Source organism: Microbacterium sp. NPDC057658, assembly GCF_042799975.1.
GTDB lineage: Bacteria > Actinomycetota > Actinomycetes > Actinomycetales > Microbacteriaceae > Microbacterium.
In genome coordinates this window covers 1,791,656-1,816,982 of the sequence record NZ_JBHVHT010000001.1, presented here as the reverse complement: position 1 = coordinate 1,816,982, position 25,327 = coordinate 1,791,656, and the positions used below count along the sequence as shown (strand labels likewise).

26 protein-coding genes are annotated in these 25,327 nt (G+C 72.0%); 13 read left to right on the top strand and 13 right to left on the bottom strand.

The genetic code is table 11. The features are described 5' to 3' along the window. Nucleotides 1–15 precede the first annotated feature (15 nt). From ACFU8V_RS08585 to ACFU8V_RS08575, 3 genes are all read right to left on the bottom strand, one after another. Nucleotides 16–2,547 carry a LuxR C-terminal-related transcriptional regulator gene (locus tag ACFU8V_RS08585; RefSeq protein WP_378871845.1) on the bottom strand — a complete coding sequence of 844 codons (2,532 nt, stop codon included), beginning with the start codon at nucleotides 2,545–2,547 and terminating at the stop codon, nucleotides 16–18. Nucleotides 2,548–2,679: 132 nt separating this feature from the next. Continuing rightward, entirely contained in the window at nucleotides 2,680–3,660 is a 981-nt protein-coding gene (locus tag ACFU8V_RS08580; protein WP_025103103.1) for an FUSC family protein, read from the bottom strand. 106 nt (nucleotides 3,661–3,766) lie between these two features. Further along, nucleotides 3,767–5,437: a SulP family inorganic anion transporter gene (locus tag ACFU8V_RS08575; RefSeq protein WP_366215942.1), complete on the bottom strand. Its 1,671-nt coding sequence runs from the start codon at nucleotides 5,435–5,437 to the stop codon at nucleotides 3,767–3,769. 183 nt (nucleotides 5,438–5,620) lie between these two features. Between ACFU8V_RS08575 and ACFU8V_RS08570 the strand changes: the two genes are divergently transcribed. The 3 genes from ACFU8V_RS08570 to ACFU8V_RS08560 are packed head-to-tail and all read left to right on the top strand — an operon-like array spanning nucleotide 5,621 to nucleotide 7,325. Beyond that, a complete protein-coding gene (locus ACFU8V_RS08570; RefSeq protein WP_378870470.1) occupies nucleotides 5,621–6,007 on the top strand; it encodes a PLDc N-terminal domain-containing protein in 387 nt (128 codons plus the stop codon). A 39-nt stretch (nucleotides 6,008–6,046) separates the two neighbouring features. Continuing rightward, a complete protein-coding gene (locus ACFU8V_RS08565) occupies nucleotides 6,047–6,880 on the top strand; it encodes a mechanosensitive ion channel family protein (protein ID WP_085607225.1) in 834 nt (277 codons plus the stop codon). 43 nt (nucleotides 6,881–6,923) lie between these two features. Beyond that, the gene (locus tag ACFU8V_RS08560; protein WP_062635254.1) at nucleotides 6,924–7,325 is read left to right on the top strand and encodes a RidA family protein; all 402 of its coding nucleotides are present in this window, start codon (nucleotides 6,924–6,926) and stop codon (nucleotides 7,323–7,325) included. Nucleotide 7,326: 1 nt separating this feature from the next. On the opposite strand, the gene ACFU8V_RS08555 is transcribed toward ACFU8V_RS08560, so the two are convergent. From ACFU8V_RS08555 to ACFU8V_RS08540, 4 genes are read right to left on the bottom strand one after another with little or no spacing between them, the layout of a single operon-like run. After that, entirely contained in the window at nucleotides 7,327–8,403 is a 1,077-nt protein-coding gene (locus tag ACFU8V_RS08555) for a DNA polymerase IV (protein ID WP_378870465.1), read from the bottom strand. A gap of 39 nt (nucleotides 8,404–8,442) precedes the next feature. Beyond that, entirely contained in the window at nucleotides 8,443–9,294 is an 852-nt protein-coding gene (locus tag ACFU8V_RS08550; RefSeq protein WP_025103097.1) for a CPBP family intramembrane glutamic endopeptidase, read from the bottom strand. Then, nucleotides 9,291–10,016 (bottom strand): tRNA (guanosine(46)-N7)-methyltransferase TrmB, encoded by a 726-nt coding sequence (gene trmB, locus ACFU8V_RS08545; RefSeq protein ID WP_378870462.1) that lies wholly within the window; start codon nucleotides 10,014–10,016, stop codon nucleotides 9,291–9,293. Before trmB ends, ACFU8V_RS08550 begins: the two co-directional genes overlap by 4 nt. A 41-nt stretch (nucleotides 10,017–10,057) precedes the next feature. Beyond that, nucleotides 10,058–10,897: a DUF3097 domain-containing protein gene (locus ACFU8V_RS08540; protein ID WP_378870459.1), complete on the bottom strand. Its 840-nt coding sequence runs from the start codon at nucleotides 10,895–10,897 to the stop codon at nucleotides 10,058–10,060. 122 nt (nucleotides 10,898–11,019) lie between these two features. Between ACFU8V_RS08540 and ACFU8V_RS08535 the strand changes: the two genes are divergently transcribed. The 4 genes from ACFU8V_RS08535 to ACFU8V_RS08520 all read left to right on the top strand — a co-directional run bounded on the left by ACFU8V_RS08535 (nucleotide 11,020) and on the right by ACFU8V_RS08520 (nucleotide 15,160). Beyond that, nucleotides 11,020–13,050 carry a TPM domain-containing protein gene (locus ACFU8V_RS08535; protein WP_378870456.1) on the top strand — a complete coding sequence of 677 codons (2,031 nt, stop codon included), beginning with the start codon at nucleotides 11,020–11,022 and terminating at the stop codon, nucleotides 13,048–13,050. 59 nt (nucleotides 13,051–13,109) lie between these two features. Beyond that, the gene (locus ACFU8V_RS08530) at nucleotides 13,110–13,853 is read left to right on the top strand and encodes a PspA/IM30 family protein (protein WP_025103092.1); all 744 of its coding nucleotides are present in this window, start codon (nucleotides 13,110–13,112) and stop codon (nucleotides 13,851–13,853) included. A gap of 63 nt (nucleotides 13,854–13,916) precedes the next feature. Next, nucleotides 13,917–14,720 (top strand): arginase family protein, encoded by an 804-nt coding sequence (locus ACFU8V_RS08525; protein ID WP_025103091.1) that lies wholly within the window; start codon nucleotides 13,917–13,919, stop codon nucleotides 14,718–14,720. Then, entirely contained in the window at nucleotides 14,717–15,160 is a 444-nt protein-coding gene (locus ACFU8V_RS08520) for a hypothetical protein (protein WP_025103090.1), read from the top strand. Before ACFU8V_RS08525 ends, ACFU8V_RS08520 begins: the two co-directional genes overlap by 4 nt. Before the next feature lies 1 nt (nucleotide 15,161). On the opposite strand, the gene ACFU8V_RS08515 is transcribed toward ACFU8V_RS08520, so the two are convergent. Genes ACFU8V_RS08515 through ACFU8V_RS08505 form a run of 3 tightly spaced genes read right to left on the bottom strand, consistent with a single transcriptional unit; the run spans nucleotide 15,162 to nucleotide 16,870 of the window. After that, nucleotides 15,162–15,632, bottom strand: coding sequence for an SIP domain-containing protein (locus ACFU8V_RS08515; RefSeq protein WP_025103089.1), 471 nt, complete (start codon nucleotides 15,630–15,632; stop codon nucleotides 15,162–15,164). A gap of 33 nt (nucleotides 15,633–15,665) precedes the next feature. Beyond that, nucleotides 15,666–16,397 (bottom strand): tyrosine-protein phosphatase, encoded by a 732-nt coding sequence (locus ACFU8V_RS08510; RefSeq protein ID WP_085607215.1) that lies wholly within the window; start codon nucleotides 16,395–16,397, stop codon nucleotides 15,666–15,668. Continuing rightward, nucleotides 16,394–16,870 (bottom strand): carboxymuconolactone decarboxylase family protein, encoded by a 477-nt coding sequence (locus tag ACFU8V_RS08505; RefSeq protein WP_025103087.1) that lies wholly within the window; start codon nucleotides 16,868–16,870, stop codon nucleotides 16,394–16,396. Before ACFU8V_RS08505 ends, ACFU8V_RS08510 begins: the two co-directional genes overlap by 4 nt. A gap of 177 nt (nucleotides 16,871–17,047) precedes the next feature. Here ACFU8V_RS08505 and ACFU8V_RS08500 point away from each other — a divergent pair, with 177 nt between their 5' ends. From ACFU8V_RS08500 to ACFU8V_RS08475, 6 genes are all read left to right on the top strand, one after another. After that, a complete protein-coding gene (locus tag ACFU8V_RS08500; protein WP_253247445.1) occupies nucleotides 17,048–17,965 on the top strand; it encodes an alpha/beta fold hydrolase in 918 nt (305 codons plus the stop codon). Nucleotides 17,966–18,057: 92 nt separating this feature from the next. Beyond that, complete coding sequence (locus tag ACFU8V_RS08495; protein WP_249522062.1) at nucleotides 18,058–19,575, top strand: ABC transporter substrate-binding protein; 1,518 nt, start codon at nucleotides 18,058–18,060, stop codon at nucleotides 19,573–19,575. Between the two features lie 16 nt (nucleotides 19,576–19,591). Further along, nucleotides 19,592–20,542, top strand: coding sequence for an ABC transporter permease (locus ACFU8V_RS08490; RefSeq protein ID WP_071328318.1), 951 nt, complete (start codon nucleotides 19,592–19,594; stop codon nucleotides 20,540–20,542). After that, nucleotides 20,539–21,408, top strand: coding sequence for an ABC transporter permease (locus tag ACFU8V_RS08485; protein ID WP_085607209.1), 870 nt, complete (start codon nucleotides 20,539–20,541; stop codon nucleotides 21,406–21,408). Before ACFU8V_RS08490 ends, ACFU8V_RS08485 begins: the two co-directional genes overlap by 4 nt. Next, a complete protein-coding gene (locus tag ACFU8V_RS08480) occupies nucleotides 21,405–22,196 on the top strand; it encodes an ABC transporter ATP-binding protein (protein WP_126893894.1) in 792 nt (263 codons plus the stop codon). Before ACFU8V_RS08485 ends, ACFU8V_RS08480 begins: the two co-directional genes overlap by 4 nt. Further along, nucleotides 22,193–22,981 carry an ABC transporter ATP-binding protein gene (locus tag ACFU8V_RS08475; protein WP_378870443.1) on the top strand — a complete coding sequence of 263 codons (789 nt, stop codon included), beginning with the start codon at nucleotides 22,193–22,195 and terminating at the stop codon, nucleotides 22,979–22,981. Before ACFU8V_RS08480 ends, ACFU8V_RS08475 begins: the two co-directional genes overlap by 4 nt. Before the next feature lie 87 nt (nucleotides 22,982–23,068). Here the strand turns inward: ACFU8V_RS08475 and ACFU8V_RS08470 are convergent, their stop codons facing one another. From ACFU8V_RS08470 to ACFU8V_RS08460, 3 genes are read right to left on the bottom strand one after another with little or no spacing between them, the layout of a single operon-like run. After that, nucleotides 23,069–23,683: a GNAT family N-acetyltransferase gene (locus ACFU8V_RS08470; RefSeq protein ID WP_025103080.1), complete on the bottom strand. Its 615-nt coding sequence runs from the start codon at nucleotides 23,681–23,683 to the stop codon at nucleotides 23,069–23,071. A 4-nt stretch (nucleotides 23,684–23,687) separates the two neighbouring features. After that, a complete protein-coding gene (locus ACFU8V_RS08465) occupies nucleotides 23,688–24,407 on the bottom strand; it encodes a uracil-DNA glycosylase (protein ID WP_062635083.1) in 720 nt (239 codons plus the stop codon). Then, nucleotides 24,404–25,186 (bottom strand): SDR family oxidoreductase, encoded by a 783-nt coding sequence (locus tag ACFU8V_RS08460; RefSeq protein ID WP_378870438.1) that lies wholly within the window; start codon nucleotides 25,184–25,186, stop codon nucleotides 24,404–24,406. The genes ACFU8V_RS08465 and ACFU8V_RS08460 overlap by 4 nt, the downstream gene beginning before the upstream one ends. Nucleotides 25,187–25,327: the final 141 nt, after the last annotated feature.

The following is a 25,327-nucleotide window of genomic DNA, read 5'->3' as shown; positions in this document are numbered from 1 at the left end:
CGGCCGCCCGGGCCCTCAGAGCAGTCCGAGGGCCTGGGCGGCCGCCGTCACGCCGTCCCGATCCGAGACGCCGAGCTTGCGGTAGATGTTCCGCACGTGCGTCTTCACCGTGTTCGGCGAGATGTACTCCTGCTGCGCGATCTGCCGCAGCGTCGCATTCCGGCTCAGCGCGCTCAGCACGATGCGCTCCCGCTGCGTCAGCTCCTCTTCGACGAGGACTCCGGCGGCGGACAGCCGCTCGCGCACCCGATCGGCGAAGTGCGTGCGCGCGCCCGCCGTCGCCCGTGCGGCGAGCAGCCGCGACACGATCGGGCCGGCCTCGGCGACGCGGCGCACGTGGTCCTCCGGCTCCGCGAGGGCGAGCGCGGTGGCGAGCGCGAGCTGCGCCCGGTCCGGCTCCCCGTCGTGCACGTCGAGCTCGGCCTCGACCAGCCACGCGTCGATCATCGACGCCGGGAGCAGACACGGGATGGCGCCCTCCAGCACCGGCGCCAGCGCGCCACGCGCGATGCCGTCACGGCGGTCGTGCACGGCGGCGATGGCCCGGAGCACGAACACGTCTCCCGTGTCCCCCAGCGCATCCTCGATATCGGCGATGAACCGGTCGCGGAGCGTCGGCTCCCCCAACCGGTCGAAGGCGTGCACCGCGAAGGGCCCCATCATGGCGTACCAGTGCGGCGGAAGCGGCAGATCGTCACGGGGAGTCAGGGTGTCGAGGAGCCGCACGGCCGCGTCGTGGGGATCGCCGCCCTGCTCCGCGCCGAGCAGCGCGCGCATCCCCTCCAGGCCCCGCGCGATCGCGGTCTCTCCGCCCGCGGCGATCACCTGCGCCGAGGACTCCAGGGTCTCGGCCTCCTCCAGGATCTGCATGCCCTCGTAGGGGCCCCAGAAACGCCACACCCTGGTCACCTCGAAGAACGGGCTGTCCGGCTCGCCGAACTCGTGCCAGCGGCGCTCCAGGGCGGCTCCCGCCTCGATCGCGTCACGGAGCCGGCCGCGGAACAGCACGCTGGTGGCGAGGACCGCCTCCGCCTGCAGCTCCGCCGCGCGGGCACCGATCGCTCGGGCGAGGTCACCGGCACGGCGCGCTGTCGCCTCCGCCTGATCGAGTCGTCCCACATAGAGCTCCGCCGTCGCGGTCTCCAGGAGGGCATAGGTGTCGAGCTGCTCCTCTCCGCTGAGATCGCGGAGTTCGGCTCCGGCGCCGTCGAGGGTCTCGGCGATCCCGCCCCGCCGCAGCGCGGTGTGCATCTCGATCCCGCGGCGCCAGCGCCGGTCGGCGTCGGACTCCCCCGCGCCCACGGGCGGCACGATCACGGCGGCCGACGGATCTCCGCAGGACAGCTCCGCCGCGGCGACGAGCATCCGGACGGTGGGCACGGCGCGCAGGGCGGTCGGCAGCTCCGCCATCATCCGCCGCACCGTGTCCGCCCGGCCGTCCAGCACGAGCTGCATCCCGCAGCGCCGCAGGACGCCGGCCGTGCAGGCCGTCTCCCCGCCACGGACGGCGTGCTGCAGCGCGCGGAGGGGCTGCCCCTGCTGCGCGAACCAGTCGGCGGCCCGCCGGTGGAGCCGCTCCTCGCGGCCGGCACCGCCTTCCCGCAGCCGGCCGAGGAGGAACTCCCGCAGCAGCGGCGGATAGTGGTAGCGGGACAGATCCTCGGCGTCCGGGCCCACGAGCACGTTGAGGCGGAGCAGCCGGTCGATCATGGCGGTCACGGAATCGGCCCCGGAGAGCACGGCGGCGAGCTCGGGAGTGAAGCGGTCCACGACCGCGGTCGCCTCGAGGAAGGAGCGCAGTTCGCCGTCGAGGTCGGCGAGCACCTCCTCGACGAAGTAGTCCGCGACCTCGGGGGCGTCCCCGCGCAGCGTGGGCCCGAGGACGGTCTGCGCCCCGGCGGCGTCGAGCATCATGAGCTGCAGCCCGGTCGCCCACCCCTCGGTACGGGCGAGCACGGTGCTGACCTCGCCCTGAGAGAGCCGGAGACCTCGCGCGCCGAAGAAGGCGCGGATCTCGGCCGGGGTGAAGGCGAGCGCACGGGCGTCGAGTTCGAGGGCCACGCCGGCGATGCGGCGTCGTGCCAGCGGGATCGCGCGCGTCCCGCGTCCGGAGAGCACCACGTGCACCGTGCCGGGAGCGCTCTGCACGAACGTCGAGATCAGTTGGGCGGTGTGCTCGTCCTCGACGCGGTGCACGTCGTCGACGATGAGGACGATCCGGTTCCTCGCCTCTCGGAGGGCCCTGGCGAACGCACGCGCCGTCGTCGCGGAGCGCACGGCGGGCACGGCCGCGAGCGCGTCCTGGAGTCCGGGATCGTCGATCCTCTCGAGGGCGGCACGCAGGAGCGGCAGGTCCGCTTCGCCGCGTTCCAGGGACACCCACACGAGGTCGATGCCGGGATCGGCACGCAGACCCTGCGCCCACTGCGACAGCAGCCTCGTCTTGCCGGATCCCGCCGGCGCGCTCACGAGCGTGAGCGTCCACGGCCCGTCCATCGCGGCCGTCAACCGCGAGAGCAGGCGCTCTCGACGGACCTCGCCCTTCACCGCTGCGGGTCCCGGGCTCTCGCTCGTTCCCGCCGTTCTTGCACTGTGCAGCACTCGAAACCCCCCGATTTCGATCTTGCTCCCCCTCGCGGGCAGTCTATTGCAAGGTGGGAGCGGTCCCGCAAGAGGGGCTCACTCGGAGACGTCCGCCCGCGACGGCCGCCGCATCGCGAGAAGCGCCGGCACGAGGGCGCCGAAGAACAGGGCGAGAGCCACACCGAGCAGCGTCTCGAGGGTCCGCTCCAGGAACCGCGACGTCGGCGATTCGTCCGACGTCGACAGCAGCAGGGAGAGCACGAGGAAGGTCGTGAAGGCCGGCGCGACGTACCACCGACTCTCCTGGACCGCGCCGAGGCCGCCCACCACGACACCGATCGCGAGTGCGACCACCACGCCGCTCGGAGAGAGCAGGGCGAAACCGGCGGCCGCCAGGGCCCCGATGAGCACCGATGCCGCCCGACCGACGCTGCGCAGGACGAGCTGCCCGCGCACCGGACGCATCACGAGCAGCACGGCGCCGGTCGCCCAGCCCACGTGCTCGACCCCGGTCGCGAAGCCGATCGCGGCGGCCGTCCCCGCGGCCGCACCCAGCAGGACGCCGTAGACCAGCAGAGCTCGTCCCTTGGGCATGGCGGCCGGGACCCGCGCGCCCGCCCCGTGCTCCGGCCACAGCAGGGCGATGAGCCACGCGTACACCGAACCCGCGACGATCGCGCCCGCCAGGAGGATGGTCGTCGCCGAGAGAGGGAAGCTCAACCCGAGCCCGACCATGGGCAGGACCAGGGTCAGCGCGAGCGGGCCTGCACGCTCGCGGGCGGCGAGCATGCTGGCCAGCACCGCCAGCACCGCGAGGGCGGGCACGGCGAGGACCGGTGCGAGCGCGAGGGTCGCGCCGAGCAGGAGCCCCAGCGCGACCAGCGTCCCGAGCACCGGGATCGCCGACCGGGCCCGCCGCCGCGCCGGCAGTCCCATGGCGGCCGCGGGAAGGACGCCGATGCTGAGGGCCAGGGCGACGGCAGGATCGAACGGGGCGACCGCCATCGAAGGCACGGCGTACAGGAGGCCGAGACCGAACCGCGACCACCGCCAGGTCAGTCCCCCGCGCGCCGCCATCACCGTCTCGCTCTCCGGCTCCGGCTGCGGTCGGGCATGCGCTCCCCGTTCTCGATCGCCCCTCGGATCCTCCGTGCCGTCAGCCTAGGCAGGCGATGACCGCACGTCACCGCTCGTCGGCCACTTCACCCGGGTGAACGCCTCCGCTCCCCTCCCGATCCGCAGCGGCCCGGAGCCCGATGTCGACGGTGGGGTGCACCCGGCCGGCTTCCACCAGCCCGGAGTACCACGGCGTCCGCGCCGCGACGGCCGCCGCCGCCTCCGGCACCGCCGCGAGGTGGAGCAGCACGCCGAGTTGGGACAGCTCCCGGTCGAGCGCCTCGAGGGTGTCGAGCACGGTGATGGACATCACCACCTGCTGCGGCAGCCCGAGGACGAGCGTCCGGACCGGCTCGGCCTGAGCCGAGACGGTCTGGACGATGAGCCGCTGGTTGGCGAGCGCGTTCGCCGTGTACAGGCCCCGCTCCGGCTCCACCCCGAGGGCGCTCCCCCTCCTGCCCACCACCCGGATCCGAGGGATGTTGAGCTCCCGGAGGACGAGCACGAGGGTCACCACCACCCCGACGGCGACAGCGGGGAGGAGTCCCGCGGTGAGCCCGATCGCCGCCACGGCCGTCGCGACCCAGAAGTCGATCCGGCTGATGTGCGCCCACCGCACGAGTTCCGGGATGTTGACGAGTCCGGCCACCGCCGTGAAGACCATCGCCGCGAGCGTGGCCTCGGGCAGCAGGCTGAGCACCGGGGCGAGGAAGAGCGCGACCGCCACGGCGAGCGCGACCGTGGTCAGCGTCGCCAGCTGGGAGCGGGCTCCGGCCCCCTGGTTCACGGCGCTCTGCGAGAATCCCCCCGCCGCGGGCATGGCCGAGAAGAACGCGCCGACCGTGTTCGCCGCGCCGGTGGCGAAGAGCTCCTGGTCGCTGTCGATCTGCGGCTCCGTCGCCTGACGGAGGCTGCGCGCGACGGCGGCGGACTCGAGGAACGCCATGACGGCGATGGCGAGCGCTCCCGGCACGAGAGCCGCGGCCGCGGACAGGTCCGGGATCCCGGGAACCGGCAGGCCGCCGGTCACCGGGGCGATGAGGTCGACCCCGAGATCATCGATCCCGCCGACCCCGACGAGCAGCATGCCGGCCGCGACGACGACGAGGGTGCCCGGCACCCGAGGGGCGAAGCGCTTGAGGAGCAGAAGGGTGGCGATGGAGCCGATCGAGAGGAGCAGCGTGGGGATGTTGACGCTGCCGAGCGCCTCCCCCACGGCGACCAGAGAGCGGAGGAAGCCGTGGCCGGAGAAGTCGAAGGACTCCCCCAGGAGCTTCGGGAGCTGCCCCACGGCGACCGTCGCCCCGACCCCGATCTTCAACCCGAGAACAGTGGCCCCGCTGATGTTCTCGACGAGCGAGCCCAGGCGGCACGCCCGGGCGAGCAGCAGCACCACCCCCACCAGGAGGGTGAGCATCATGAGCGCCCCGATGGCGTCGTCCGCGCCCGCGGCGACCCCCGCCGAGACCAGCGTGGTCGCCGTGAGGGTGGCGATGGTCGACGTCGTCGAGACGCTCATCGCCCGGCTGCCGCCCAGAAGGGCGTAGACGAGCATCGGCACGATGCAGGTGTAGAGGCCGACCTGCACCGGGAGATCGGCGATCGTCGCATACGCCATGGCCTGCGGCACCACGACGGCGCCCGCGGAGAGGCCGGCGAGCACGTCGCGCACGATCCAGCGGCGCTGGTACCCGTCCAGCGTGCTCAGCAGCCAGGACGGTCTGCGCGCTGCGCTCATGGGGGCTCCCTCCGCCGTCGAGGGAAGCGTACTGCCGACGCTCCCGCAGCGGCCCGCCGGGGACTCCGGACGGGCCGTGAGTCACCCGGGTGAACTCCCGACGGAAGCGGTGCGCAGCGACCGCGCCCGCCGGTATGGTCCGAGCGTGCCCCCGGAGACGGCGGCACCGAGAAAGGAGCAGTCATGGGATTTTGGGCATCGTTCTGGGACATCATCTGGTGGTTCCTGTGGATCTTCGCCTTCACCGCATACCTCTTCGCTCTGTTCGCGATCATCGGAGACCTGTTCCGCGATCACAAGCTGAGCGGCTGGTGGAAGGCCGTGTGGATCTTCTTCCTGATCTTCGTGCCGTTCCTCACCGCCCTCGTCTACCTCATCGCCCGCGGCAACGGCATGGCCGAACGCAGCAGCACCGAGGCGCGTCGGGCGCAGGAGGCGGCGAACGCCTACATCCAGCAGGTCGCCGGCAGCAGTCCGAGCGAGGAGATCGCGAAGGCGAAGGCGCTCCTGGACGCCGGAACCATCACGCCGGACGAGTACTCCCTCATCAAGGCGAAGGCGCTGCAGTAAGGCGCAGCCCGGACCGCACCATCGCGAGGAGCCCGCGGCATGGACCTGCAGGATCTCCTGCCCACCGACATCGACTGGTGGCAGCTGCTGCTCGCCCTGCTCGTCGCCCTCGCGACCTGGATCATCTCGCGGTTCGCGCGCCGGGGCACCACCGCCCTGCTCCGGCGTGCACCCGGGATCTCCGCCGCCGTCGGGACGGCCATCGCGCAGTTCGTCGGCTACGCCATCCTCCTGCTGGGCTTCGGCATCGCGCTCGCGATGCTCGGCGCCAACGTGCAGCCGCTGCTCGCGATCGTCGTCATCCTCGGCGTCGTCGCGATCCTCGTCCTCCGCGGTGTCGCCGACAACTTCGCGGCCGGCGTGCTGCTGCAGGCACGGCAGACGGTCCGCATCGGAGACGAGATCGTCGTGGAGGCGCTGGACTCCGTGATCGCGGGGACGGTGACCGAGCTCAACGCCCGCGCGGTGATCCTGCACACGGTCGACGGGCGCACCCTGCACATCCCCAACGCGCGGCTGCTCTCCGACCCCGTGGTCAACGACTCCACCCGCGGAGCCCGGCGCAGCGAGGTGGAGGTCAGGGTGCGACGGGACGGGACGACCGGGATCGACGGCGTGCTCGCACCGCTCGTCGACGCCGCGCGGACGGCGGAGGGCGTGCACCGGCACGAGGGCGTGCGGGCGCTCGTGGTCGGCGTGAGCGGAGACCGGCTGATCGCCCGCCTGCAGTTCTGGCACCACCCGCTGCACGGCGCCCTCGTCAGCGCCGCGGTCGTGGTCGCCGTCTTCGACGCCCTCGGCGCTCTCGGCACGACCGGCACGGTCACCAGCGTCCCGGCCCCGCCACCCCTCGTGCCGTCCGACGCCGTGTGAGAACGGGGTGCGCGATGTCGGTGCCCTCGGGCATGATCTGCGCATGGACATCACCTTCCTGCAGCCGGACGGCCTCGTCCGCAGCCCCGCCTTCAGCCATGCCGCCGTCATCCCTCCCGGGGCGACCACCGTCTACATCGGAGGGCAGAACGGCGTCGACGCCTCCGGCGCCGTCGTCTCCCCGGACGTGGGGGCGCAGGCGCTTCGCGCTCTCGACAACGCCCGGGTCGCGCTGGAGTCGGCGGGGGCGACGCTCGACGACGTCGTGAGCTGGACCATCCTCATCGATCAGGATGCCGATCTGCGCGCGGCGTACGGCGCCGTGGCCGCCACCCTCGCCAGGGACGGCGCCCCGCCGCTGGTCACCGCCGCCCGGGTGGCGGGCCTGGGCGTGCCCGGAGCCCTCATCGAGGTGAGCGCGATCGCCGCGACCATCCGCGACTGAGTCAGATGCGACCGCGCACGGGGGTGCGTTCGACACCGTCCGGCTCGTCGGGCATCGTCATCTCGGCACGGACGCCGAGCAGACGCACTTCCCGGGCGGGGTCGAGGGTCTCACCGAGCGCGAGCGCCATCGCGACCACGTCCTCTCGATCCGCCGTGGGAGCCGGGAGCTTCCGGCCGAAGGTCCTCGTCTCGAACGGGGCGTACCGCACCTTGAGATGCACCCGCATGACCGGGCGCCCCTCGGCGGCGCAGTCGTCGAACGCGTGTCCCGCGAGCTCCCGCAGCGCGTCCTGCACCGCCTCAGGTGTCGTGAGGTTCTGCTGATACGTGGTCTCCCGGCTGTGGCTCCGTGCCACCCACGGAGTGTCGTCGACGATCCGCGGCCCCAGCCCGGAGCCCAGGCCGAGATACCACCGCCCCATCTTGGGGCCGAACTCCGCGACGAGGGTCTCCTCGTCGGCCGCCGCGAGTTCGCGCACCGTGGCGATGCCGTGAGCCGCGAGCCGCTTCTGCACCTTCGGCCCCACGCCCCAGAGATCGCGGGTGGGCCGGTCGCCCATCACAGCGAACCAGTTGTCGGCGGTCAGCCGGAAGACGCCGTGCGGCTTGCCGAACTCCGTCGCGATCTTCGCGCGCACCTTATTGTCGCCCACGCCGACAGAGCAGCGCAGGCCCGTGGCCTCCGCCACCGCCCGCTGCGCGGCCCGCGCGACGCTCTCCGGATCGTCGGTCGCGACGCCGAGGAAGCACTCGTCCCATCCGAGCACCTCCAGCACCACGTCCGGCAGGGTCCGCAACGCCGTCATCACCTCCTCGGAGGCCCGCTCGTACTCCGCGTGATCCACCGACAGGAACACCGCGTCCTCCGGTGCCTTGCGCGCCGCGATCTTCAGTGGCATCCCCGACCCGATGCCGAACGCACGCGCCTCGTACGACGCCGTCGAGACGACCGCCCGCTCGGTCGGATCACCGCGGCCCCCGACGATGATCGGCCGCCCGGCCAGCTCCGGCCGACGCCGCACCTCGACCGCGGCGATGAACTGATCCATGTCGACGTGCAGCACCCACTCGGCCATGCATCGAGTGTGGCCGCTGACGCCCGGGAAGTCACCCCGTCACACGAGGAAGATCGGCAGGAGCCCGGGGTTATGGGCGTGGACGAGGACGGCGAAGACGACCGCGTCGAAGAGGAGGTGCACCGTGACGACGTAGGCCAGCGAGTGCGTCCGGAGGAAGATGAATCCCTGCAGGAGCGCGAACGGGATGGTCAGCAGCGGGCCCCATTCGCGGTACCCGAGCTCCCAGAGGAAGGAGACGAACACGACGGCCTGCAGCACGTTCGCGAGCGCATCGGGGAAATGGCGCCGCAGCAGCGCGAAGACGGTGCAGATGAAGAACAGCTCATCCCAGATTCCGACGGCGCCGACGCCGACGAACAGCCGCGCGATGAGATCGGGCGTGTCCACCACGGGCCAGTTCTGATAGACGCCGCTGGTGATGAAGTAGAAGGGCAGGATCAGCCAGCCGAGCACCAGCACCGCGACGAGCCAGCCCCAGTGGAGCACTCCCCAGCGCTGCCCGGTGCGCCAGGGGAACCGGATCGCCCGGTCGCGATAGACGAACCGCGAGACCAGATACGGCACCAGCACCGCGCCGCCGAGCGCGAGCGTGAAGCGCAGCATGGCCAGGTTGTCCAGCTCCGCCGCGAGCGGGATGACACTCACGATGAGCATGCCGAGCGCGATCAGCGAGAGGTCTCGCGTGAGCGATGGCTGCCGGGACCCGTCGGCCCCGGTGAGCGGCTCGCCGCGGCGCTCCACGAACAGAGCGGCACCGACGCCCAGCGCCAGCAGCAGCCAACCGAGCCAGGGCAACGCCACGACGAAGAAGGCCGGGGCGGCCGCACACACCAGCGCCGCCGGGACGAGGCGCACCCCCACGGGCGCGCTCGGAGGGGCCTGCGTCATGCACGATCCCGTCGGCGGTACACGAGGTCGCGGATATCGCGCCCCTTCGCGAGACCCTTCCGCTCGAACGCGGTCATGACCCGACCGTCGAACCGCTCGGCCCAGTCGCCCTCGAAGGCCCGCCCGAACAGGGGCTCGGCGTCGAGCACCTCCCGCATCTGGAGCGCATAGTCCTCCCAGTCGGTCGCGAGCCGCAGGAGGCCGCCGTCGCGCAGCGCCCTGGCCGCCGTGTCACCGAATCCGGGCCGCACCAGACGACGTTTCGTGTGGCGCTTCTTGTGCCACGGATCGGGGAAGAAGATCCACACCTCGGCCGCCGCGGCCTCCGGCAGGTACGAGGAGAGCACCTCCGGCGCGTTGGCCTCCACGACGCGGAGGTTCTGTGCACCCGCACGGTCGGCGTCGAGCATGGTCCGGGCGAGGCCCGCGCGGAAGACCTCGACGGCGAGGAAGTCGTCGTGCGGCCGGCTCGATGCGGCGGCGACGATGGCATGCCCCTGGCCGGAGCCGATCTCGACGAAGAGGTCCGCCTCCCTGCCGTACTCGGCGGCGACGTCGAACCGTGCCTCGGGGTGCACGGAGGTCCATGCCACGGCGCGCGGGACATCCAGCAGATAGCGCGGGGCGAGGTCGCTGAAGGCGCGCTCCTGCGCCTCGGACATCCGGCCGCTCCGACGCACGAAGGACACCGGCTCGTCGCGGAAGGTACGCGGTTCGGGCATGGTTCCAGGGTAGCCGCCGGGGCCGCCACCGCCGGACGCGGTCAGCCCGCGGGCTCGGTGACGAAGTCGATCAGCTCTTCCACCCGGCCGAGGAGCGCGGGCTCGAGGTCGCGGTAGGTCGTCACCTTCGACAGGATGTGTTGCCAGGCCCTGGCCGTGTCGGCCTGCGTCTCGTGCGGCCAGCCGAAGGCACGGCAGATGCCCGTCTTCCAGTCGACGCCGCGCGGGATCTCGGGCCACGCCGCGATCCCGAGGGCTCGAGGGGTGACGCACTGCCAGACGTCGACGAACGGGTGTCCGACGATACGGACATGGCGACCGTGCGGTCCGCGGGCCACCGCCTCGGCGATACGGGACTCCTTCGACCCGGGCACGAGATGGTCGACGAGGACGCCGTACCGCCGGCGCGCACTCGGCGGCTCCGCCGCGAGGAGGTCGTCGAGCAGGTCCACGCCCTGCAGGTACTCGACGACGACGCCCTCGACGCGCAGGTCGGCCCCCCACACCTTCTCGACGAGCTCGGCGTCGTGCCGTCCTTCGACGAGGATCCGGCTGGGCAGCGCCGTCCGCGCCCGGTGATCCGCCACCGCGAAGGACCCGGAGGCGGTGCGACGGGGGCCCTGTGCGGACGCCGCCGGCGCCGTGAGGCGCACCGGAGCCCCGTCGATGAGGAAGCCTCCACCGAGGGGGAACAGCCGCCGTCGCCCGACGCGGTCCTCGAGCTCCACGGCACCGCCCTGCACCTTCGTCACGGCGCCGCAGAATCCGTCCGCCGCGACCTCGACCACGAGGTCGACCTCGGCGGGCACCTGCGGCACCGGCTTCACGCCGCGCTCGCGCCAGCCTGCTGCCAGCACGTCGGATCCGTACCTGTCGTCCATGCCTTCCAGCGTATGTGTCTCCGCCGAGGGCGAACGCCGAGACGCGCGCGAGTGCTGTCGCGTGTCGGACCCAGTGCATAGACTCGACACATGGGGCTCGGCTGCCGGTCGGAGGGAACACGATGACGAAACGGTGGCTGACGCTGGGTGCTATGGCCCTCGCGGTCGCGACGGGTGCGCTGTCCGCCTCGGCGGCGTCCGCGACCGATCCGCTCCCGCTCGACTCCGGGTATGTCACCGACCAGGCCGGCGTCCTCTCCCCCGCCGAGGAGGAACAGGTCGAGTCCCGCCTGCAGGAGCTCACCGACAACTCCTCCGCCGATCTCTTCGTCGTCCTCGTCGACGACTTCACCGAGCCGAGCGACAGCGTCGCGTGGGCCGATCAGGTCGCGAACGACAACCGGCTCGGCCCCGATCAGTACCTCCTCGCGATCGCCGTCGAGGGCCGCAGCCTGTACATCTCCGCGGACTCCTCCGGGCCGTTGAGCGACGGGCAGCTCGCCGCCATCGAGGATGCGATCGCCCCGCTCGCCGGCGACGGCGACTGGGTCGGCGCGATCACGCTGGCCGCGGACGAGATCCAGGGGGACGGGGGCGCCGGGGCGCTCCGCGTCACGCTGATCGTCGTCGGGGTGGTCGCGGCCGCCCTGCTCATCTGGCTCGTCGTCGCTCTGGTCCGACGCGCACGCCGCACCGCAGCCATCCGCGAGCGGGGCGCCATGCCGGAGACACCCGACCCCGCCGATCCGTTCTCCACGCTCACCGATGCCCAGGTCGAGCAGCAGGCCGGCGTCGCGCTCGTGCGCGCGGACGACGCCATCACCTCCAGCCGGGAGGAGCTGGGATTCGCCGTGGCGCAGTACGGCGAGGGCGCGACCGCGGAGTTCTCCCGCGCCGTCGACGAGGCGAAGGCGAAGATCGCCGAGGCGTTCGATCTGCGGCAGAAGCTCGATGACGAGATCGAGGATTCCGTCCACGACCGCCGTGCGTGGCACATCCGCATCATCCGGCTGGCCGACGAGATCGACGAGATCCTCGACGACAACACCGAGGCCTTCGACGAGCTGCGCCGGCTCGAGCAGAACGCACCGCAGGAGCTGGAGCGAGTACGACGAGAGCGCGCGGATCTGACGCCGCTCCTCGCCTCGGCCGCCCCCTCCCTCGCCGCTCTCGTCGCGACCTACGACCAGGCCGCCCTGAGCACCGTGACGGACAACCCGGCGCAGGCCCAGGAGCGCGCGGCGTTGGCCGATCGGGCGATCGATGCCGCGGCCCAGGCCCTCGCGAACGGGCGCACCGGTGAAGCGGCGTTCGCGATCCGCACGGCCGAGCAGGCGGTGGCGCAGGCGGCGCAGCTGGTCCAGGCGATCACCGCGCTCGGCACCGAGCTGACCGGGATCGAGGCGCAGGCGCAGGCGCTCGTCACCGAACTCCAGGGCGATGTGGTTGCGGCGGCACAACTGCCCGACCCGACCGGCGCCCTGGCGGGTGCGTCCCACGCGGTGACCGCACAGCTGCAGACGGCGCAGGCCGACCTCGTCGCCACGCCGCGCAACCCACAGCGGGCCCTCGACGCCCTCACGGCGGCGAACGCCCAGATCGACGGCGCGATCGCGCAGGGACACGAAGCCGTGGAGCGCGCCCGACGGGCCCAGCAGCTCCTGGAGCAGACCCTCGCCCAGGCGGCCTCCGAGATCCGCGCCGCCCGGGAGTTCATCGAGACGCGCCGCGGCACCGTGGGCTCCACCGCCCGCACGCGCCTGGCGACCGCCGACGCCGCGTTGACCCAGGCCCTCACCCTGCGCACGTCGGATGTCGAGAACGCCCTGGCCGAGGCCCAGCGCGCCCTCGACCTCGCGCGCCAGGCCACGTCCGCCGCGGAGGCCGATCTCCGCGCATACACCCCCGGCGGCTATCCGGACGACGGCTGGGGCGGAGTGCTCGGCGGCTCCGGCTCCCGTTCCGGCGGCTCCGGCATCGGCGGGGACATCCTCGGCGGGATCATCGGCGGACTCCTCGCCGGCGGCGGGGGCGGCGGCTCGTCCCGGCGCAGCAGCGGCTGGCGCTCCTCGGGCGGCTTTCGCAGCTCCGGCTTCGGCGGAGGCGGATCCCGCGGCGGCGGACGCGGACGCTCCGGAGGTCGACGCTTCTGATCCCCCGCACAGACACATACGCCAAGCTCTCGAAGACGCCCCTCTGAAAGGAACCACGCATGACCAAGCAGTCCATCTTCGGACGGATCTCCACCCTCGTCCGCGCGAACATCAACGCCCTCCTGGACTCTGCGGAGGACCCGCAGAAGATGCTCGACCAGCTCGTCCGCGACTACACCAACAGCATCGCCGACGCCGAGTCCGCCATCGCGGAGACCATCGGCAACCTGCGGCTGCTGGAGCGCGACCACGAGGAAGACGTGCAGGCGGCCAACGAGTGGGGCAACAAGGCCCTCGCTGCCAGCCGCAAGGCCGACGAGATGCGCGGCGCGGGCAACACCGCCGACGCCGACAAGTTCGACAACCTCGCGAAGATCGCCCTGCAGCGCCAGATCAGCGCCGAGCGGGAGGCGACGAGCGCCGAACCGCAGATCGCGGCCCAGACCGAGATCGTCGACAAGCTCAAGAGCGGCCTGAACGGCATGAAGGACAAGCTCAACGAGCTCAAGAACAAGCGCAGCGAGCTGCTCGCCCGCGCCAAGGTCGCCGAGGCGCAGACCAAGGTGCAGGACGCGGTCAGCTCCATCAACGTCCTCGACCCCACCAGCGAGCTCGGCCGGTTCGAGGACAAGGTCCGCCGCCAGGAGGCTCTCGCCCAGGGCAAGGCGGAGCTGGCCGCGTCGAGCCTCGACGCCCAGTTCGAGAGCCTCGAGGATCTCGGCGAGCTGACCGAGGTCGAGGCGCGCCTCGCCGAGCTGAAGGCCGGCGGCACCGCGCCGCGCCAGGCGCTCGAAGGCAACTGACACCGACGCGGATGCCCGGGCGCACGCCCGGGCATCCGCGGTTCCGTCTCCGGGAGGTCTCCCATGGTGCGTTTCCTGGTCGTGCCGCAGTGGCAGGGTTCACCCGCCGCGCGCGCGATGCTCCTCGTCGACGGCGCGTCGGCGATCGCCGGCGATCTGCCGCGTGCGGCGACGACCGTCCTCGACGTTCCGGTCGAAGCCGGCGAGGCGCTGGGCACGGGCGTCCGGCGGCTCAGCGCCCTCGCACGTACGCGGGAGCTCGTCGCCGGACATCTCGAAGCCGGAACCGTGCTGATCGGCGGCGACTGCAGCATCACCGTCGCCGCACTCGACACGCTCCCCGGCGGGACCGACGACCTCGCCGTGGTCTGGTGCGATGCGCACGGCGATCTGCACACGCCGGACACCTCGCCGTCCGGGGCCTTCTCCGGCATGGCGCTGCGTGCCGTCCTCGGTGAGGGAGAACCGCAGCTCGCCCTGTCCCCCGGCATCCCCCGGGATCGTGTCGTCACCGTGGGTGTCCGGAACCTCGACGAGGCCGAGACCGGCGAATGGGACCGCCTCCGGAATCTCGGGGTGGCCGATCTGGACGACCCGGCGGCGCTCGCCGACGCCGTGCAGGCCACGGGGGCGCAGCGGGTGTGGGTGCACATCGACGTCGACGTCCTCGACCCGGCGTCGTTCACCGGAGTCTCCGCCGCCGTGCCCTTCGGCGTGACCCCCTCGTCCCTGAGCACGGCGATCCGAGAGCTCCGGAGCCGCGTCCCCCTCGCCGGGGCGACCATCGCGGGCTTCGCCCCTCGCACGCCGGCCGACGCCGTCGACGACCTCGGCGCGATCCTGCGTCTCGTCGGAGCCGTCGCGTGAGCCCGGCGCCGGGGTGGGAGGCCGTCGCGGCGGAACGCCTCGCCCGCGGACGACGGTCGGACCGCCGCATCCCCTCCTTCCTGCTGCGCTCCCCGATCAGCCGCCTGGGCTACCTCTGGGGCACGGCCGTCGGCTGGATCTGGGGCGCTCTGTGGAGCACCGGCCCGATCGAACGGCGCGGCGGTCTCTGGGTGTTCCGGGGCATGCCCCGATGGACCTTCCACCGCGGCGGCGTCTGCGTGGGCGGGTGCTTCCTCACCGGCGACGCGCGGCCCACGGACGCGGTGCTGCGCCACGAGGCCGTGCACAAGCAGCAGTGGCTGCGCTACGGCTTCCTGATGCCGGTGCTCTATCTGTTCGCGGGACGCGACCCGCTGCGGAACCGCTTCGAGATCGAAGCGGGGCTGGAAGACGGCAACTACGTGCGCCGCCCCCGCTGACTCAGCCCTCGACGGGGAGCAGTCCGAAGCGCTCCGGCACGCGGATCCGGTTCACGGCCACGCCGAGGCGGTCGGTGAGGTGCTCGACGATGTCGGCCGTGCCGAGGTAGCCCCCGAGCAGCGTGACGTGCGTCTCGACCTCGTCGTCGACGAGCATCTCGTCGGCCCATGCGCAGGTGGCTCGGGCCAGGGCCTGCCCTGGCGCGCAGCCGCGACCGCTTCCCGGGGCTCCGGAGCGGGCGGAGCGGGCGAGCCAGGTGACCGTCATGCGACCGGGAGCATGGATGACGCCGATGTCGGAGACGTCGGGAACCTCGATGAAGATGCGACCGGACGCGCACAGCGGGAGGGTCGCGAGGAACGCCTCGAGGTCGAGCAGGGAGTGCTCGTCGGCGGTCACCAGGTGGTGTGCGCGACGGCGCGCCGCGCGGCGAGCCGCACGCGTGCCTCGGGTGTCGAGCGTGGTGTCCATGGTGATCCCATCGTACACCAAGCGAAGGCTTGCCTAACCTTCGACGCCTTCTTCCGTCACGGGCTCGACGAGGGCCTCGCGCAGCGCAGTGAGCTCTTCCTCTGTCATGCCGTTCGCACGCAGGTAGCCGGCGGCCGACCCCCACCGCTCGTCGACCTGGGCCAGCAGGCGACGCATCACCTCGGCGGGCGAGCGGGTGGCCAGATCCACCGCGTGCAGCGCCTCAGGATGCTGGCTCCGCAGATAGGCGGCGATGCGCCGCGACCGTTCGGCGGGCAGCTGCGACTCGGTGAGGGCGTAGTCGGCGATGACGGCATCACGATCGGCGCCGACCGCCGAGAGCGCCAGCGCGACCGTCACGCCCGTGCGGTCCTTGCCCACCGTGCAGTGCACCAGGGTCGGCTCGCCCGCGGCGATCACCCGGACAGCGGCGACCAGGCGCTCCCCGCTCTCCTCCAGGAGATGCAAGTACAGGTCGTCGAGACTCGTATCGGATTCGAAGAAGGAGCGCACGGACCCGAGGAACAGCGGCAGGTGAGTCGTCTCGGGACCCTCGATCTCGCTCGGTTCCGCGGCGACCTCCTCCCCGTCACGGAGGTCGACGATGCGACGCACCGTCGCCCGCAGGAGCGCCGCGCCGTTCGTGGTCGCCGTGGAGAGCTGGCCGGAGCGCAGCAGCACGCCGGGGCGGATGCGTCCACCCTCCGCGGGGATCCCGCCGACGTCCCGGACGTTCGTGACGCCCTCGACGTCGAGGATCGTCACGCCCCCGCCTGGGGGCCGCGCGGGGGCACGGGGTAGCGCCCGGCGATGACGATGCGGTTGAAGGCGTTGATCGACACGCACGCCCAGCTCAACGCGGCGTACTCCTTCTCGGTGAACACACTCCCGACCAGGTCGTAGACCTCGTCCGAGATGCCGTCCTCCGCGATGAAGGTGAAGGCTTCCGCCAGTTCGAGCGCGGCACGCTCCCGATCGCTGAACACACCGCTCTCGCGCCACACGGCGATCTGGCTGATCGTGTCGACGTCCAGCCCGGCGGCGACCGCCCGGTCCACGTGCACCCGCGTGCAGTAGCTGCAGCCGTTCAGCTGCGAGCAGTGGATCATGACGATCTCCTTCAGGCGGTCGTCGATCCCGTTCTCGGCGCAGATCGTGCCGACCGTCTTCGAGAAGGCGTCGAGGGCCTGATAGGCCGCAGGCTCCGTCTTGGACAGGTGCACGCGCTGTTCGGTCATACCTCCATGATATTCGGCGCCGGGCGCGGGAGACGGTATGGGAGCGGCCTCGCCGAAATGCACACTGCCAACCTTTGGGTGCGATCCTGCTGCATATCGCCCTGTTGGTACCCCTCACACCTTGTCACTTTGCTCCGGCATTTCCCGCGAGGTCGAAACGGGGCGCAGAATAGCCGCGTGGCGATCGACACCAGCGAGTTCTCCTATCTTCCCGCGCAGGCCGACGCGCTCGGCGTTCCGCTTCCGACCGTGGAGCGCCTGACGCTCCCCCTCCCCGAGGGTCGCGTCGTGAGCGGGTTGCGCTTCGGGTCCGAGCCGCCGCGCATCACCCTGCTGCACGGCGCCGGTCTGAACGCCCACACCTGGGACACGACGGCGCTGGCGCTGGGGCAGCCGCTCCTGGCGATCGACCTCGCCGGCCACGGCGACTCCTCCTGGCGCGACGACGCGGACTACTCCCCCCGCACCCTCGCCGCCGACGTCGTCGCCGCTCTGGACGCGTGGGTCTCCGCACCGCAGATCCTGGTGGGACAGTCGCTCGGCGGTCTCACCGGCGCCGCCGTCTCCGCGGCGCGGCCGGACCTCGTGGCCGCTCTGATCATCGTCGACATCACGCCCGGGATCGACGTGTCCGCCGGCCCCGCGGCGCTCCGGGAGTTCTACGCCGGGCCCACGGACTTCGCGACCCGCGACGAGCTCGTCGACAAGGCGATGGCCCTGGGGTTCGGTGGCACTCGCCCCGAGACCGAGCGCGGTGTCTTCCTCAACACCCGTGTCCGCGCGGACGGCCGCGTCGAGTGGAAGCACCACTTCGCCCACCTCGCCGCCACCGCTCTGGCCGCCCACGACCCCGGCACCCCGACGGCGCCGTCGGTCCTGCATGAGACCGGCTGGGACGATCTGGCGGCGGTCACCGCGCCCGTCACGCTCGTCCGCGCCGAGCGGGGCTTCGTGAGCGCTGCCGACGCGGAGGAGTTCCAGCACCGCCTCCCGGAAGCGCGGGTCGTCGCGATGGACGCCACGCACAACGTGCAGGAGACGGCGCCCCGAGACCTCGCCCTGCTCGTCGGTTCGGCGACCGCGGCCGGAATATGACGCTCCGTTCCACGTCCGCCGCGCCGAATCCCGCCCGACCCTAGGCTCGTCCCACCGGCACACAGCACCTGCCGCACCGAGAGGAAACACCCATGTTCCGACGTCATCGACGCCTCGCGCTGATCTCCGCGCTCGCGGCCACCGCCGTGATCCTCAGCGCCTGCTCCGGCTCCGCCGAGCCTGCCCCGTCCACGGGCGGCGAGCCCGACCCCGACGCCACCCTGCACGTCGGTCTCGTGCTCGAGCCCACCAACCTCGACATCCGGCACACCAGCGGTGCCGCGCTGGAGCAGATCCTCATCGACAACATCTACGAGGGACTGGTCAGCCGCACCCAGGAGAACGAGATCGTGGAGCGGCTCGCCTCGGAGTACGAGGTGTCGGACGACGGCCTCACGTACACCTTCACCCTCAACGACGGGATCACCTTCCACGACGGCTCGCCCCTGACGGCGGCCGACGTCGTCTCCTCCTACGAGACCGTCCGCACCGATGACACGGTGCAGGGCAACGCGGAGTTCGCGTCCGTCTCCTCGATCTCGGCTCCCGACGACACGACCGTCGAGATCGTGCTGTCCGAGCCGAACCAGAACTTCCTCTTCGCCCTCACCGGCCCCGCCGGGCTCGTGTTCAAGGACGGCGACACCACCGACCTGAAGACCGCGGAGAACGGCACAGGACCGTTCACCCTCACGCGCTGGAACAAGGGCAGCACGATCACCTTCGCCCGCAACGACGACTACTGGGGCGACCCGGCCGGCGTCGCCGAGGTCGAGTTCCAGTACATCCCCGACTTCACGGCCGGAGTGAACGCGGCTCTCGCCGGTGACGTGGACGTCCTCACCGCCGTCGACCCGAACCTCGCTCCGCAGCTCGAGGACTCGGGCGACTTCACCCTCACGACGGGCCGCACGACCGACAAGGCCACGCTCGCCTTCAACAACAAGAAGGCTCCGCTGGACGACGTCCGGGTCCGCGAGGCGCTGCGCCTGGCCATCGACCACGACGCGCTCATCGAGGCCGTCGGCGCCGGCACGCCGCTGTACGGCCCCATCCCCGAGCTCGACCCCGGCTACGAGGACCTCTCCGACGTCATCTCCTACGACCCCGAGCGGGCCAAGGAGCTGCTCGCCGAGGCCGGCCAGGAGGACCTCGACCTCACTCTGACCATCCCGTCGTTCTACGGCACCACCGTCCCGAAGGTCCTCATCTCGGACTTCGACAAGGTCGGCGTGAACCTCGAGGTCGATTCCGTGGAGTTCCCGACCTGGCTCGAGGACGTGTACACCAACAAGGACTACGACCTCAGCTTCGTCCTGCATGTCGAGCCGCGGGACTTCGGCAACTTCGCCAACCCGGACTACTACTTCGGCTACGACAACGCCGAGGTGCAGGACCTCTACACGCAGGCGCTGGCCGAGGTCGATCCCGAGGCCTCCGCGAAGCTCCTCGCCGAGGCGGCCCGGATCGTCTCCGAGGACCACGCGGCGGACTGGCTCTACAACGGTCAGACCATCACCGCCGTGAATCCGGTCGTCAGCGGCTTCCCGGAGGACTCGATCAACTCGCGCATCAACCTCGCGGGTGTGACCGTCTCCGCCGCGAGCTGACGACGGTCGACGCTCCGTGCTGCGTTACGCGCTCGTCCGAGGAGCCCTGCTGATCGCAGGGCTCCTCGTGTCGAGCGCGCTCATCTTTCTCACGTTGCGCGTCTTCCCCGGCGACGTGGCCCAGCTCATCGCCGGCACCCAGGCCTCCCCCGCCGAGGTCGAGGCGCTGCGGGAGTCGCTGGGGCTGAACCAGCCTCTGCTCGCGCAGTACGCCGACTGGATCGGCGGCATCCTCCGCGGCGACCTGGGCACGTCGCTGCTGTCCGGCGCCTCCGTCGGCGAGGAGCTGCTGCTGAAGGCACAGGTCACGGTTCCGCTCGGGATCATGTCGCTGGTGATCGCCGTGCTCATCGCCGTGCCGTTCGGGATCCTCGCCGCCCTGCGTCGCGGCCACCGCGACGGCACGGCGCTCAGCGTGGGCGCGCAGGCTCTCGCGGCCGTCCCCGTCGTCTGGGCGGGCATGATGCTGATCGTCGTGTTCTCCGTGTGGCTCGGCTGGCTGCCGCCCCAGGGCTTCCCCCGCACCGGGTGGTCGACACCGGGCAGAGCGATCGAGGCGCTGCTGCTGCCCGCCCTCACGATCGGCATCGTCGAGGGCGCCATGCTGATGCGCTTCGTGCGCAGCGCGACCCTGCAGGCCGCCGGACAGGACTTCGTCCGCACCGCGGCCGCCAAGGGTCTGACGAAGACCCGCGCCCTCATCCAGCACGGCATCCCGGCGGTCGGGCTCTCCATCATCACGGTCCTCGGCCTCCAGGTCGCCGGGATCATCGTCGGCTCGGTCGTGATCGAGCAGCTGTTCACGCTTCCGGGCATCGGCCGCATGCTCGTGACCGACGTCGGCACCCGCGACCTCGTCAAGGTGCAGAGCGAGCTGCTCGTGCTGACCGGCTTCGTGCTGGTGGTCGGTTTCCTCGTGGATCTGCTGCACCGGGCGATCGACCCTCGACAGCGGGAGGCCGCATGAGCGCGCGCTGGTTCCCTCGGCTCTGGCGGACCTCGACCGGCCGCTTCGGACTGATCGTCATCGCCATCGTCGCCCTGGCGGCCGTCGTGTCCCTCTTCTGGACGCCGTTCGACCCGCGGGCCTCGAACATCGGCGACCGCTGGCTGCCGCCGGGCTGGCCGCACCTGCTCGGGACGGACGACACGGGACGCGACATCCTGAGCCTGCTCATGGCGGGCGCGCGGACCACGGTCTTCGTCAGTGTCGGCGCGGGACTCGTGGCCACCGTCGTCGGCATCGCCCTCGCCGCCCTCGGCGCCCTGACCACCCGGCTCGTGCGGGAGACGGTCGCCGTGTTCGTCGACATCCTCATCGCCTTCCCCGTGCTGCTGATCGCGATGATGATCTCGTCGGTGTGGGGCGGATCGCTCTGGGTCGTGATCTGGGCGGTGGGGATCGGGTTCGGCGTGAACATCGCGCGGGTCACGCGGCCGGAGCTCCGCCGCGTGCAGCAGAGCGACTTCGTGCTCGCCGCGCGCGCGTCCGGCCTCACCCCCGCGCAGAGCCTCGTCCGTCACCTCCTGCCGAACGTGGCTCCGGTGTTCATCGTGCAGCTCTCCTGGTCGATGGCCGTCGCGGTCCTCGCGGAGGCCGGCCTGTCGTACCTCGGGTTCGGGGCCTCGGTTGTGGAACCGAGCTGGGGGCTGCTGCTCGCGGATCTCCAGCGCTACATCGGCGTGCACCCTCTCACCGTGATCTGGCCCGGGCTCGCGATCACCCTGACCGTGCTCGCCCTCAACCTGCTCGGCGACGGGCTCCGCGAAGCCACGGACCCCACCCTGCGGCACCGTGCCGCCGAGACGCACACACCGGCGGTGGTCGCATGAGTCTGACGGTCGAGGATCTCGTCATCGAGATCGACGGACGCCGCGTGGTCGACGGCGTCTCGCTCCAGGTCCCCGACGGCACCCGCCTCGGGGTGATCGGCGAGTCGGGCTCCGGCAAGTCCCTCACGGCGCTCGCCGTGCTCGGGCTGCTGCCGGAGGGGGCGACGGCACGCGGGAGCATCCGGTGGGACGGCACCGAGCTGATCGGGATGCCGGACCGTGAGCTCGCCCGGCTGCGCGGCGACGACATCGGCATCGTGTTCCAGGAACCCCGGACGGCGCTCAACCCGATCCGGACGGTCGGCCGCCAGATCGCGGAGTCCATCCGCATCCACGAAGGCCTGGGCCGGCGCGAGGCCCGTGACCGGGCGATCGCGGAAGCCGCCCGCGTGCGACTCCCCGACCCGGAGACCATCGTCGACCGGTATCCGCACCAGCTCTCCGGCGGCCAGCGGCAGCGCGTCGCGATCGCGATGGCCCTCGCCTGCCGTCCGCGGCTGCTGATCGCGGACGAGCCCACGACGGCCCTCGACGTGACGATCCAGGCCGAGATCCTGTCGCTGCTGCTCGGGCTCGTCGCCGACGAGGGCATGTCGCTCCTGTTCATCACGCACGACCTCGCGGTGCTGTCCCAGGTGGCGACCGAGGGCGTCGTGCTGGAGCACGGTCGGGTCGTCGAGAGCGCACCGGTGTCGCGGCTGCTGACCGCGCCGACCTCTCCTGTCACGCAGGGGCTGCTGCGGGACGCGACCGCGACGCTGTGGCGGCCCGAGGGAGGAGAGGCATGAGCCTCATCCAAGCGCGCGGGCTGCGACGGGACTTCGTCGTGCCGAAGCGGACGGCGTTCGAGCGCACGCGGCGGCAGACGGCGCTCCAGCCGACCGACCTCGACGTGCCCGAGGGCGCCTCCCTGGGGATCATCGGCGAGTCCGGCTCGGGGAAGTCGACGCTCGTGCGACTCCTGCTGGGCCTCGACCGACCGACCGCGGGCACCGTGTCGGTGGACGGCCGGATCGTCGACGCCGGCGCCTCCGCGCGATCGCTGCACTGGTTGCGCCGGCAGACGGGTCTCGTCTTCCAGGATCCCTATGCCTCGCTCGACCCTCGGATGACGGCGGGGCAGATCGTGCGGGAGCCGTTGTGGGCCCTCGGCATCGACGGCGACCATCGGGCACGGGTGCGCGAGGTCATCGCCCGGGTCGGCCTGGACCCGGAGATGGGCGATCGCTATCCGCACGAGTTCTCCGGCGGACAGCGGCAGCGGATCGCTCTCGCCCGCGCTCTCGTCCATCGTCCGCGGATCCTCGTGGGCGACGAGCCGCTGTCGGCGCTGGACGTCACGGTGCGCGCGCAGATCCTCGAGCTCCTCGCGGAACTCCGCGTCGCGGACGAGCTCACGCTGCTGCTCGTGTCACACGACATCGGCGTGGTGCAGAACCTCTGCGACACGGTCGTCGTCATGAAGGACGGCCGCATCGTCGAGCGCGGTCCGACCCGCGACGTGCTGCTCCACCCGACCGCCGACTACACCCGCACGCTGCTCTCCGCGATCCCCGTCATCCCCGACGCCTGATCGCCGACCCACCCCTTTGCGGCCACCCCGGCCCTTTGCGTGCGCCCGCAACGGGCTGGGAGGCACGCAAGGGGGTGGGTCGACGGGTCAGCGCGGGAAGAGCGAGAGGCGACGGCGAGGGCGGGACGGGCGGAGCACCCGGCGCAGGTAGACGGTGCCGAGGTCGCGGCCGAACTTGTGGCCGACGCGCCCCATGCGACCGGCCTCCACGAAGCCCAGCTTCTCGTGCAGCCGGATCGAGGCCTCCGCGCCCTGGTCGCTGATGACGGCGACCATCTCCCGGAGCCCCCGCTGCTCGCACGCCGCGATCAGCGCCTGAAGAAGGGCCGACCCGAGACCCTTGCCGGCCGCGCCGGGACCGAGGTAGATCGAGTCCTCGACCGTGTACCGGTACGCGTTCTTGCCCGCCCACGGCTGCGCGAGCGCATACCCGAGGATGGCGCCGGAGGGCGACACCGCCACGAGGAACGGCAGCCCGAGCCGCTCCAGCAGGGTGAACTTGTCCCGCCAGTACGGGATGCTGCTGCGGCGCTCGTCCAGGGTGACGGCCGAATTGCTGACGAAGTGGTTGTAGATCTCCCGCACGTGCGGCAGATCGGCCGCGCGTGCCGGTCTGATGACGTAGGAGAACGTGTCCGGCGCGGTCGCCGGTCGCAGATGACGCGGGAGAACGCGGCGGCGGTCCCCCGGCTCGAACTGCATGCGCTCAGCTTAGAGAGCCGGACCCCTCGCCCTCCACCCTCCAGTCCACCGGAGCACTGCCGAGTCCCTCCAGGAGCGCGTTCGCGCGGGAGAAGGGCCGGGAGCCGAAGAAGCCACGGCTCGCGGAGAGAGGGGACGGATGCGCGGAGGCGATCACGGGGGTGTCGCCGAGAAGGGGCTGGAGGTTCGCCGCGTCACGCCCCCAGAGGATCGCGACGAGCGGCTGCTCCCGGGCCACGAGGGTGCGGATCGCGAGCTCCGTCACCTGCTCCCATCCCCAACCCCGGTGGGAGGCGGCCGCTCCGGGGCGCACCGTCAGGACGCGGTTGAGCAGCAGCACGCCCTGATCGCTCCACGCGGTGAGGTCTCCGTGCGGTGCGGGCGGGAGGCCGAGGTCGGCCTCCCGCTCCTTGTAGATGTTCGTCAGGCTCCGGGGCAGCGGCCGCACGTCGCGGTCCACGGCGAACGACAGCCCGATCGGGTGGCCGGGGGTCGGATAGGGGTCCTGGCCCGTGATGAGCACACGCACGTCCGCGAGTGGTCGCTGGAAGGCGCGCAGCACGTTCGGCCCCGCAGGAAGGTATCCGTGACCGGCCGCCTGCTCGGCGCGCAGCCGTTCGCCGAGCGCCGTGATGGTGTCCTGCACCGGGGCCAGCGCCTCCGCCCATCCCGCGTCGATCAGTCCCTCGTCGGCGAGTTCCGCGAGGGTGCGTCCTCCGCTCACTCGACCGGCCGGACCCGCAGCGGTCCCCGCGCGAGCAGGTGCTGCGCCGACTGGGCGACGGGCCGCATCGTGACGAGGTCGAGGTTCACGTGGGCCGGCGCGTCCAGGGCGTACGCGATCACGTCCGCCACGTCCTCGGCGCGGAGGGGCGACTCGACCCCGGAGTAGACGGCCTCCGCGGCGACGGCGTCACCCCCCAGCCGGTTCAGCGTGAACTCCTCCGTGTGCACCATCCCGGGAGCGATCTCGGCCACCCGGAGCGGCTCGCCGTTCAGCTCCTGACGCAGCGCACGGACGAGCATCGCCTCGGCCGCCTTCGCCGCGTTGTAGCCCGCGCCGCCCGGGTAGGCGGTCTGCGCGGCCGTCGAGGTCACGAACAGGAGGTCGGCGTGTCCGTCCACGTCCGCGGTGCGACGGAGCATCGGGAGCAGTCCGGCGACGAGGCGCTGGGTCGCGAGGACGTTCGCGTCGTACATCCACTGCCAGTCGGCGAGCGCGGCATCCTCGACGCGGTCGGTCCCCCGCGCGCCACCGGCGACCTGGACGAGGGCGTGCACGGGTCCGGTGCGCTCGAGCTCCCCGAGGAGCGCCGCCACCGCCGCGTCGTCGGTCAGATCGCAGGCGATCGTCGACGCCCCGGTCTCGGCGGACAGCGCGGCGAGCCGGTCGGCACGGCGTGCGACGCCGACGACGTCCCACCCCCGAGACCGCAGCACCCGCACCGTCGCCTGACCGATCCCGGAACTCGCACCTGTCACCACTGCACGTCTGTTGGCCATGTCCTCCACCGTACGATGTCCGCGCGGGTTCCGCCCGTTCCCGGCCCCCTCGCCGTGTTACGTCACATTTCCCGGTCGTTGTTGACACGGACCGATATTCCGTACTCTCGCTGCAAGGGCACCAGCCCATCCGACCTTCCG

Bases quoted from the DNA above. Each gene is read 5' to 3' on its own strand.
- ACFU8V_RS08580 (WP_025103103.1), bottom strand. From the start codon at position 3,660: ATGGCGGCGCGCGGGGGACTGACCTGGCGGTGGTCGCGGTTCGGTCTC.
- ACFU8V_RS08575 (WP_366215942.1), bottom strand. From the start codon at position 5,437: ATGAGCGCAGCGCGCAGACCGTCCTGGCTGCTGAGCACGCTGGACGGG.
- ACFU8V_RS08570 (WP_378870470.1), top strand. From the start codon at position 5,621: ATGGGATTTTGGGCATCGTTCTGGGACATCATCTGGTGGTTCCTGTGG.
- ACFU8V_RS08565 (WP_085607225.1), top strand. From the start codon at position 6,047: ATGGACCTGCAGGATCTCCTGCCCACCGACATCGACTGGTGGCAGCTG.
- ACFU8V_RS08560 (WP_062635254.1), top strand. From the start codon at position 6,924: ATGGACATCACCTTCCTGCAGCCGGACGGCCTCGTCCGCAGCCCCGCC.
- ACFU8V_RS08555 (WP_378870465.1), bottom strand. From the start codon at position 8,403: ATGGCCGAGTGGGTGCTGCACGTCGACATGGATCAGTTCATCGCCGCG.
- ACFU8V_RS08550 (WP_025103097.1), bottom strand. From the start codon at position 9,294: ATGACGCAGGCCCCTCCGAGCGCGCCCGTGGGGGTGCGCCTCGTCCCG.
- trmB (WP_378870462.1), bottom strand. From the start codon at position 10,016: ATGCCCGAACCGCGTACCTTCCGCGACGAGCCGGTGTCCTTCGTGCGT.
- ACFU8V_RS08540 (WP_378870459.1), bottom strand. From the start codon at position 10,897: ATGGACGACAGGTACGGATCCGACGTGCTGGCAGCAGGCTGGCGCGAG.
- ACFU8V_RS08535 (WP_378870456.1), top strand. From the start codon at position 11,020: ATGACGAAACGGTGGCTGACGCTGGGTGCTATGGCCCTCGCGGTCGCG.
- ACFU8V_RS08530 (WP_025103092.1), top strand. From the start codon at position 13,110: ATGACCAAGCAGTCCATCTTCGGACGGATCTCCACCCTCGTCCGCGCG.
- ACFU8V_RS08525 (WP_025103091.1), top strand. From the start codon at position 13,917: ATGGTGCGTTTCCTGGTCGTGCCGCAGTGGCAGGGTTCACCCGCCGCG.
- ACFU8V_RS08515 (WP_025103089.1), bottom strand. From the start codon at position 15,632: ATGGACACCACGCTCGACACCCGAGGCACGCGTGCGGCTCGCCGCGCG.
- ACFU8V_RS08505 (WP_025103087.1), bottom strand. From the start codon at position 16,870: ATGACCGAACAGCGCGTGCACCTGTCCAAGACGGAGCCTGCGGCCTAT.
- ACFU8V_RS08495 (WP_249522062.1), top strand. From the start codon at position 18,058: ATGTTCCGACGTCATCGACGCCTCGCGCTGATCTCCGCGCTCGCGGCC.
- ACFU8V_RS08485 (WP_085607209.1), top strand. From the start codon at position 20,539: ATGAGCGCGCGCTGGTTCCCTCGGCTCTGGCGGACCTCGACCGGCCGC.
- ACFU8V_RS08480 (WP_126893894.1), top strand. From the start codon at position 21,405: ATGAGTCTGACGGTCGAGGATCTCGTCATCGAGATCGACGGACGCCGC.
- ACFU8V_RS08475 (WP_378870443.1), top strand. From the start codon at position 22,193: ATGAGCCTCATCCAAGCGCGCGGGCTGCGACGGGACTTCGTCGTGCCG.
- ACFU8V_RS08470 (WP_025103080.1), bottom strand. From the start codon at position 23,683: ATGCAGTTCGAGCCGGGGGACCGCCGCCGCGTTCTCCCGCGTCATCTG.
- ACFU8V_RS08460 (WP_378870438.1), bottom strand. From the start codon at position 25,186: ATGGCCAACAGACGTGCAGTGGTGACAGGTGCGAGTTCCGGGATCGGT.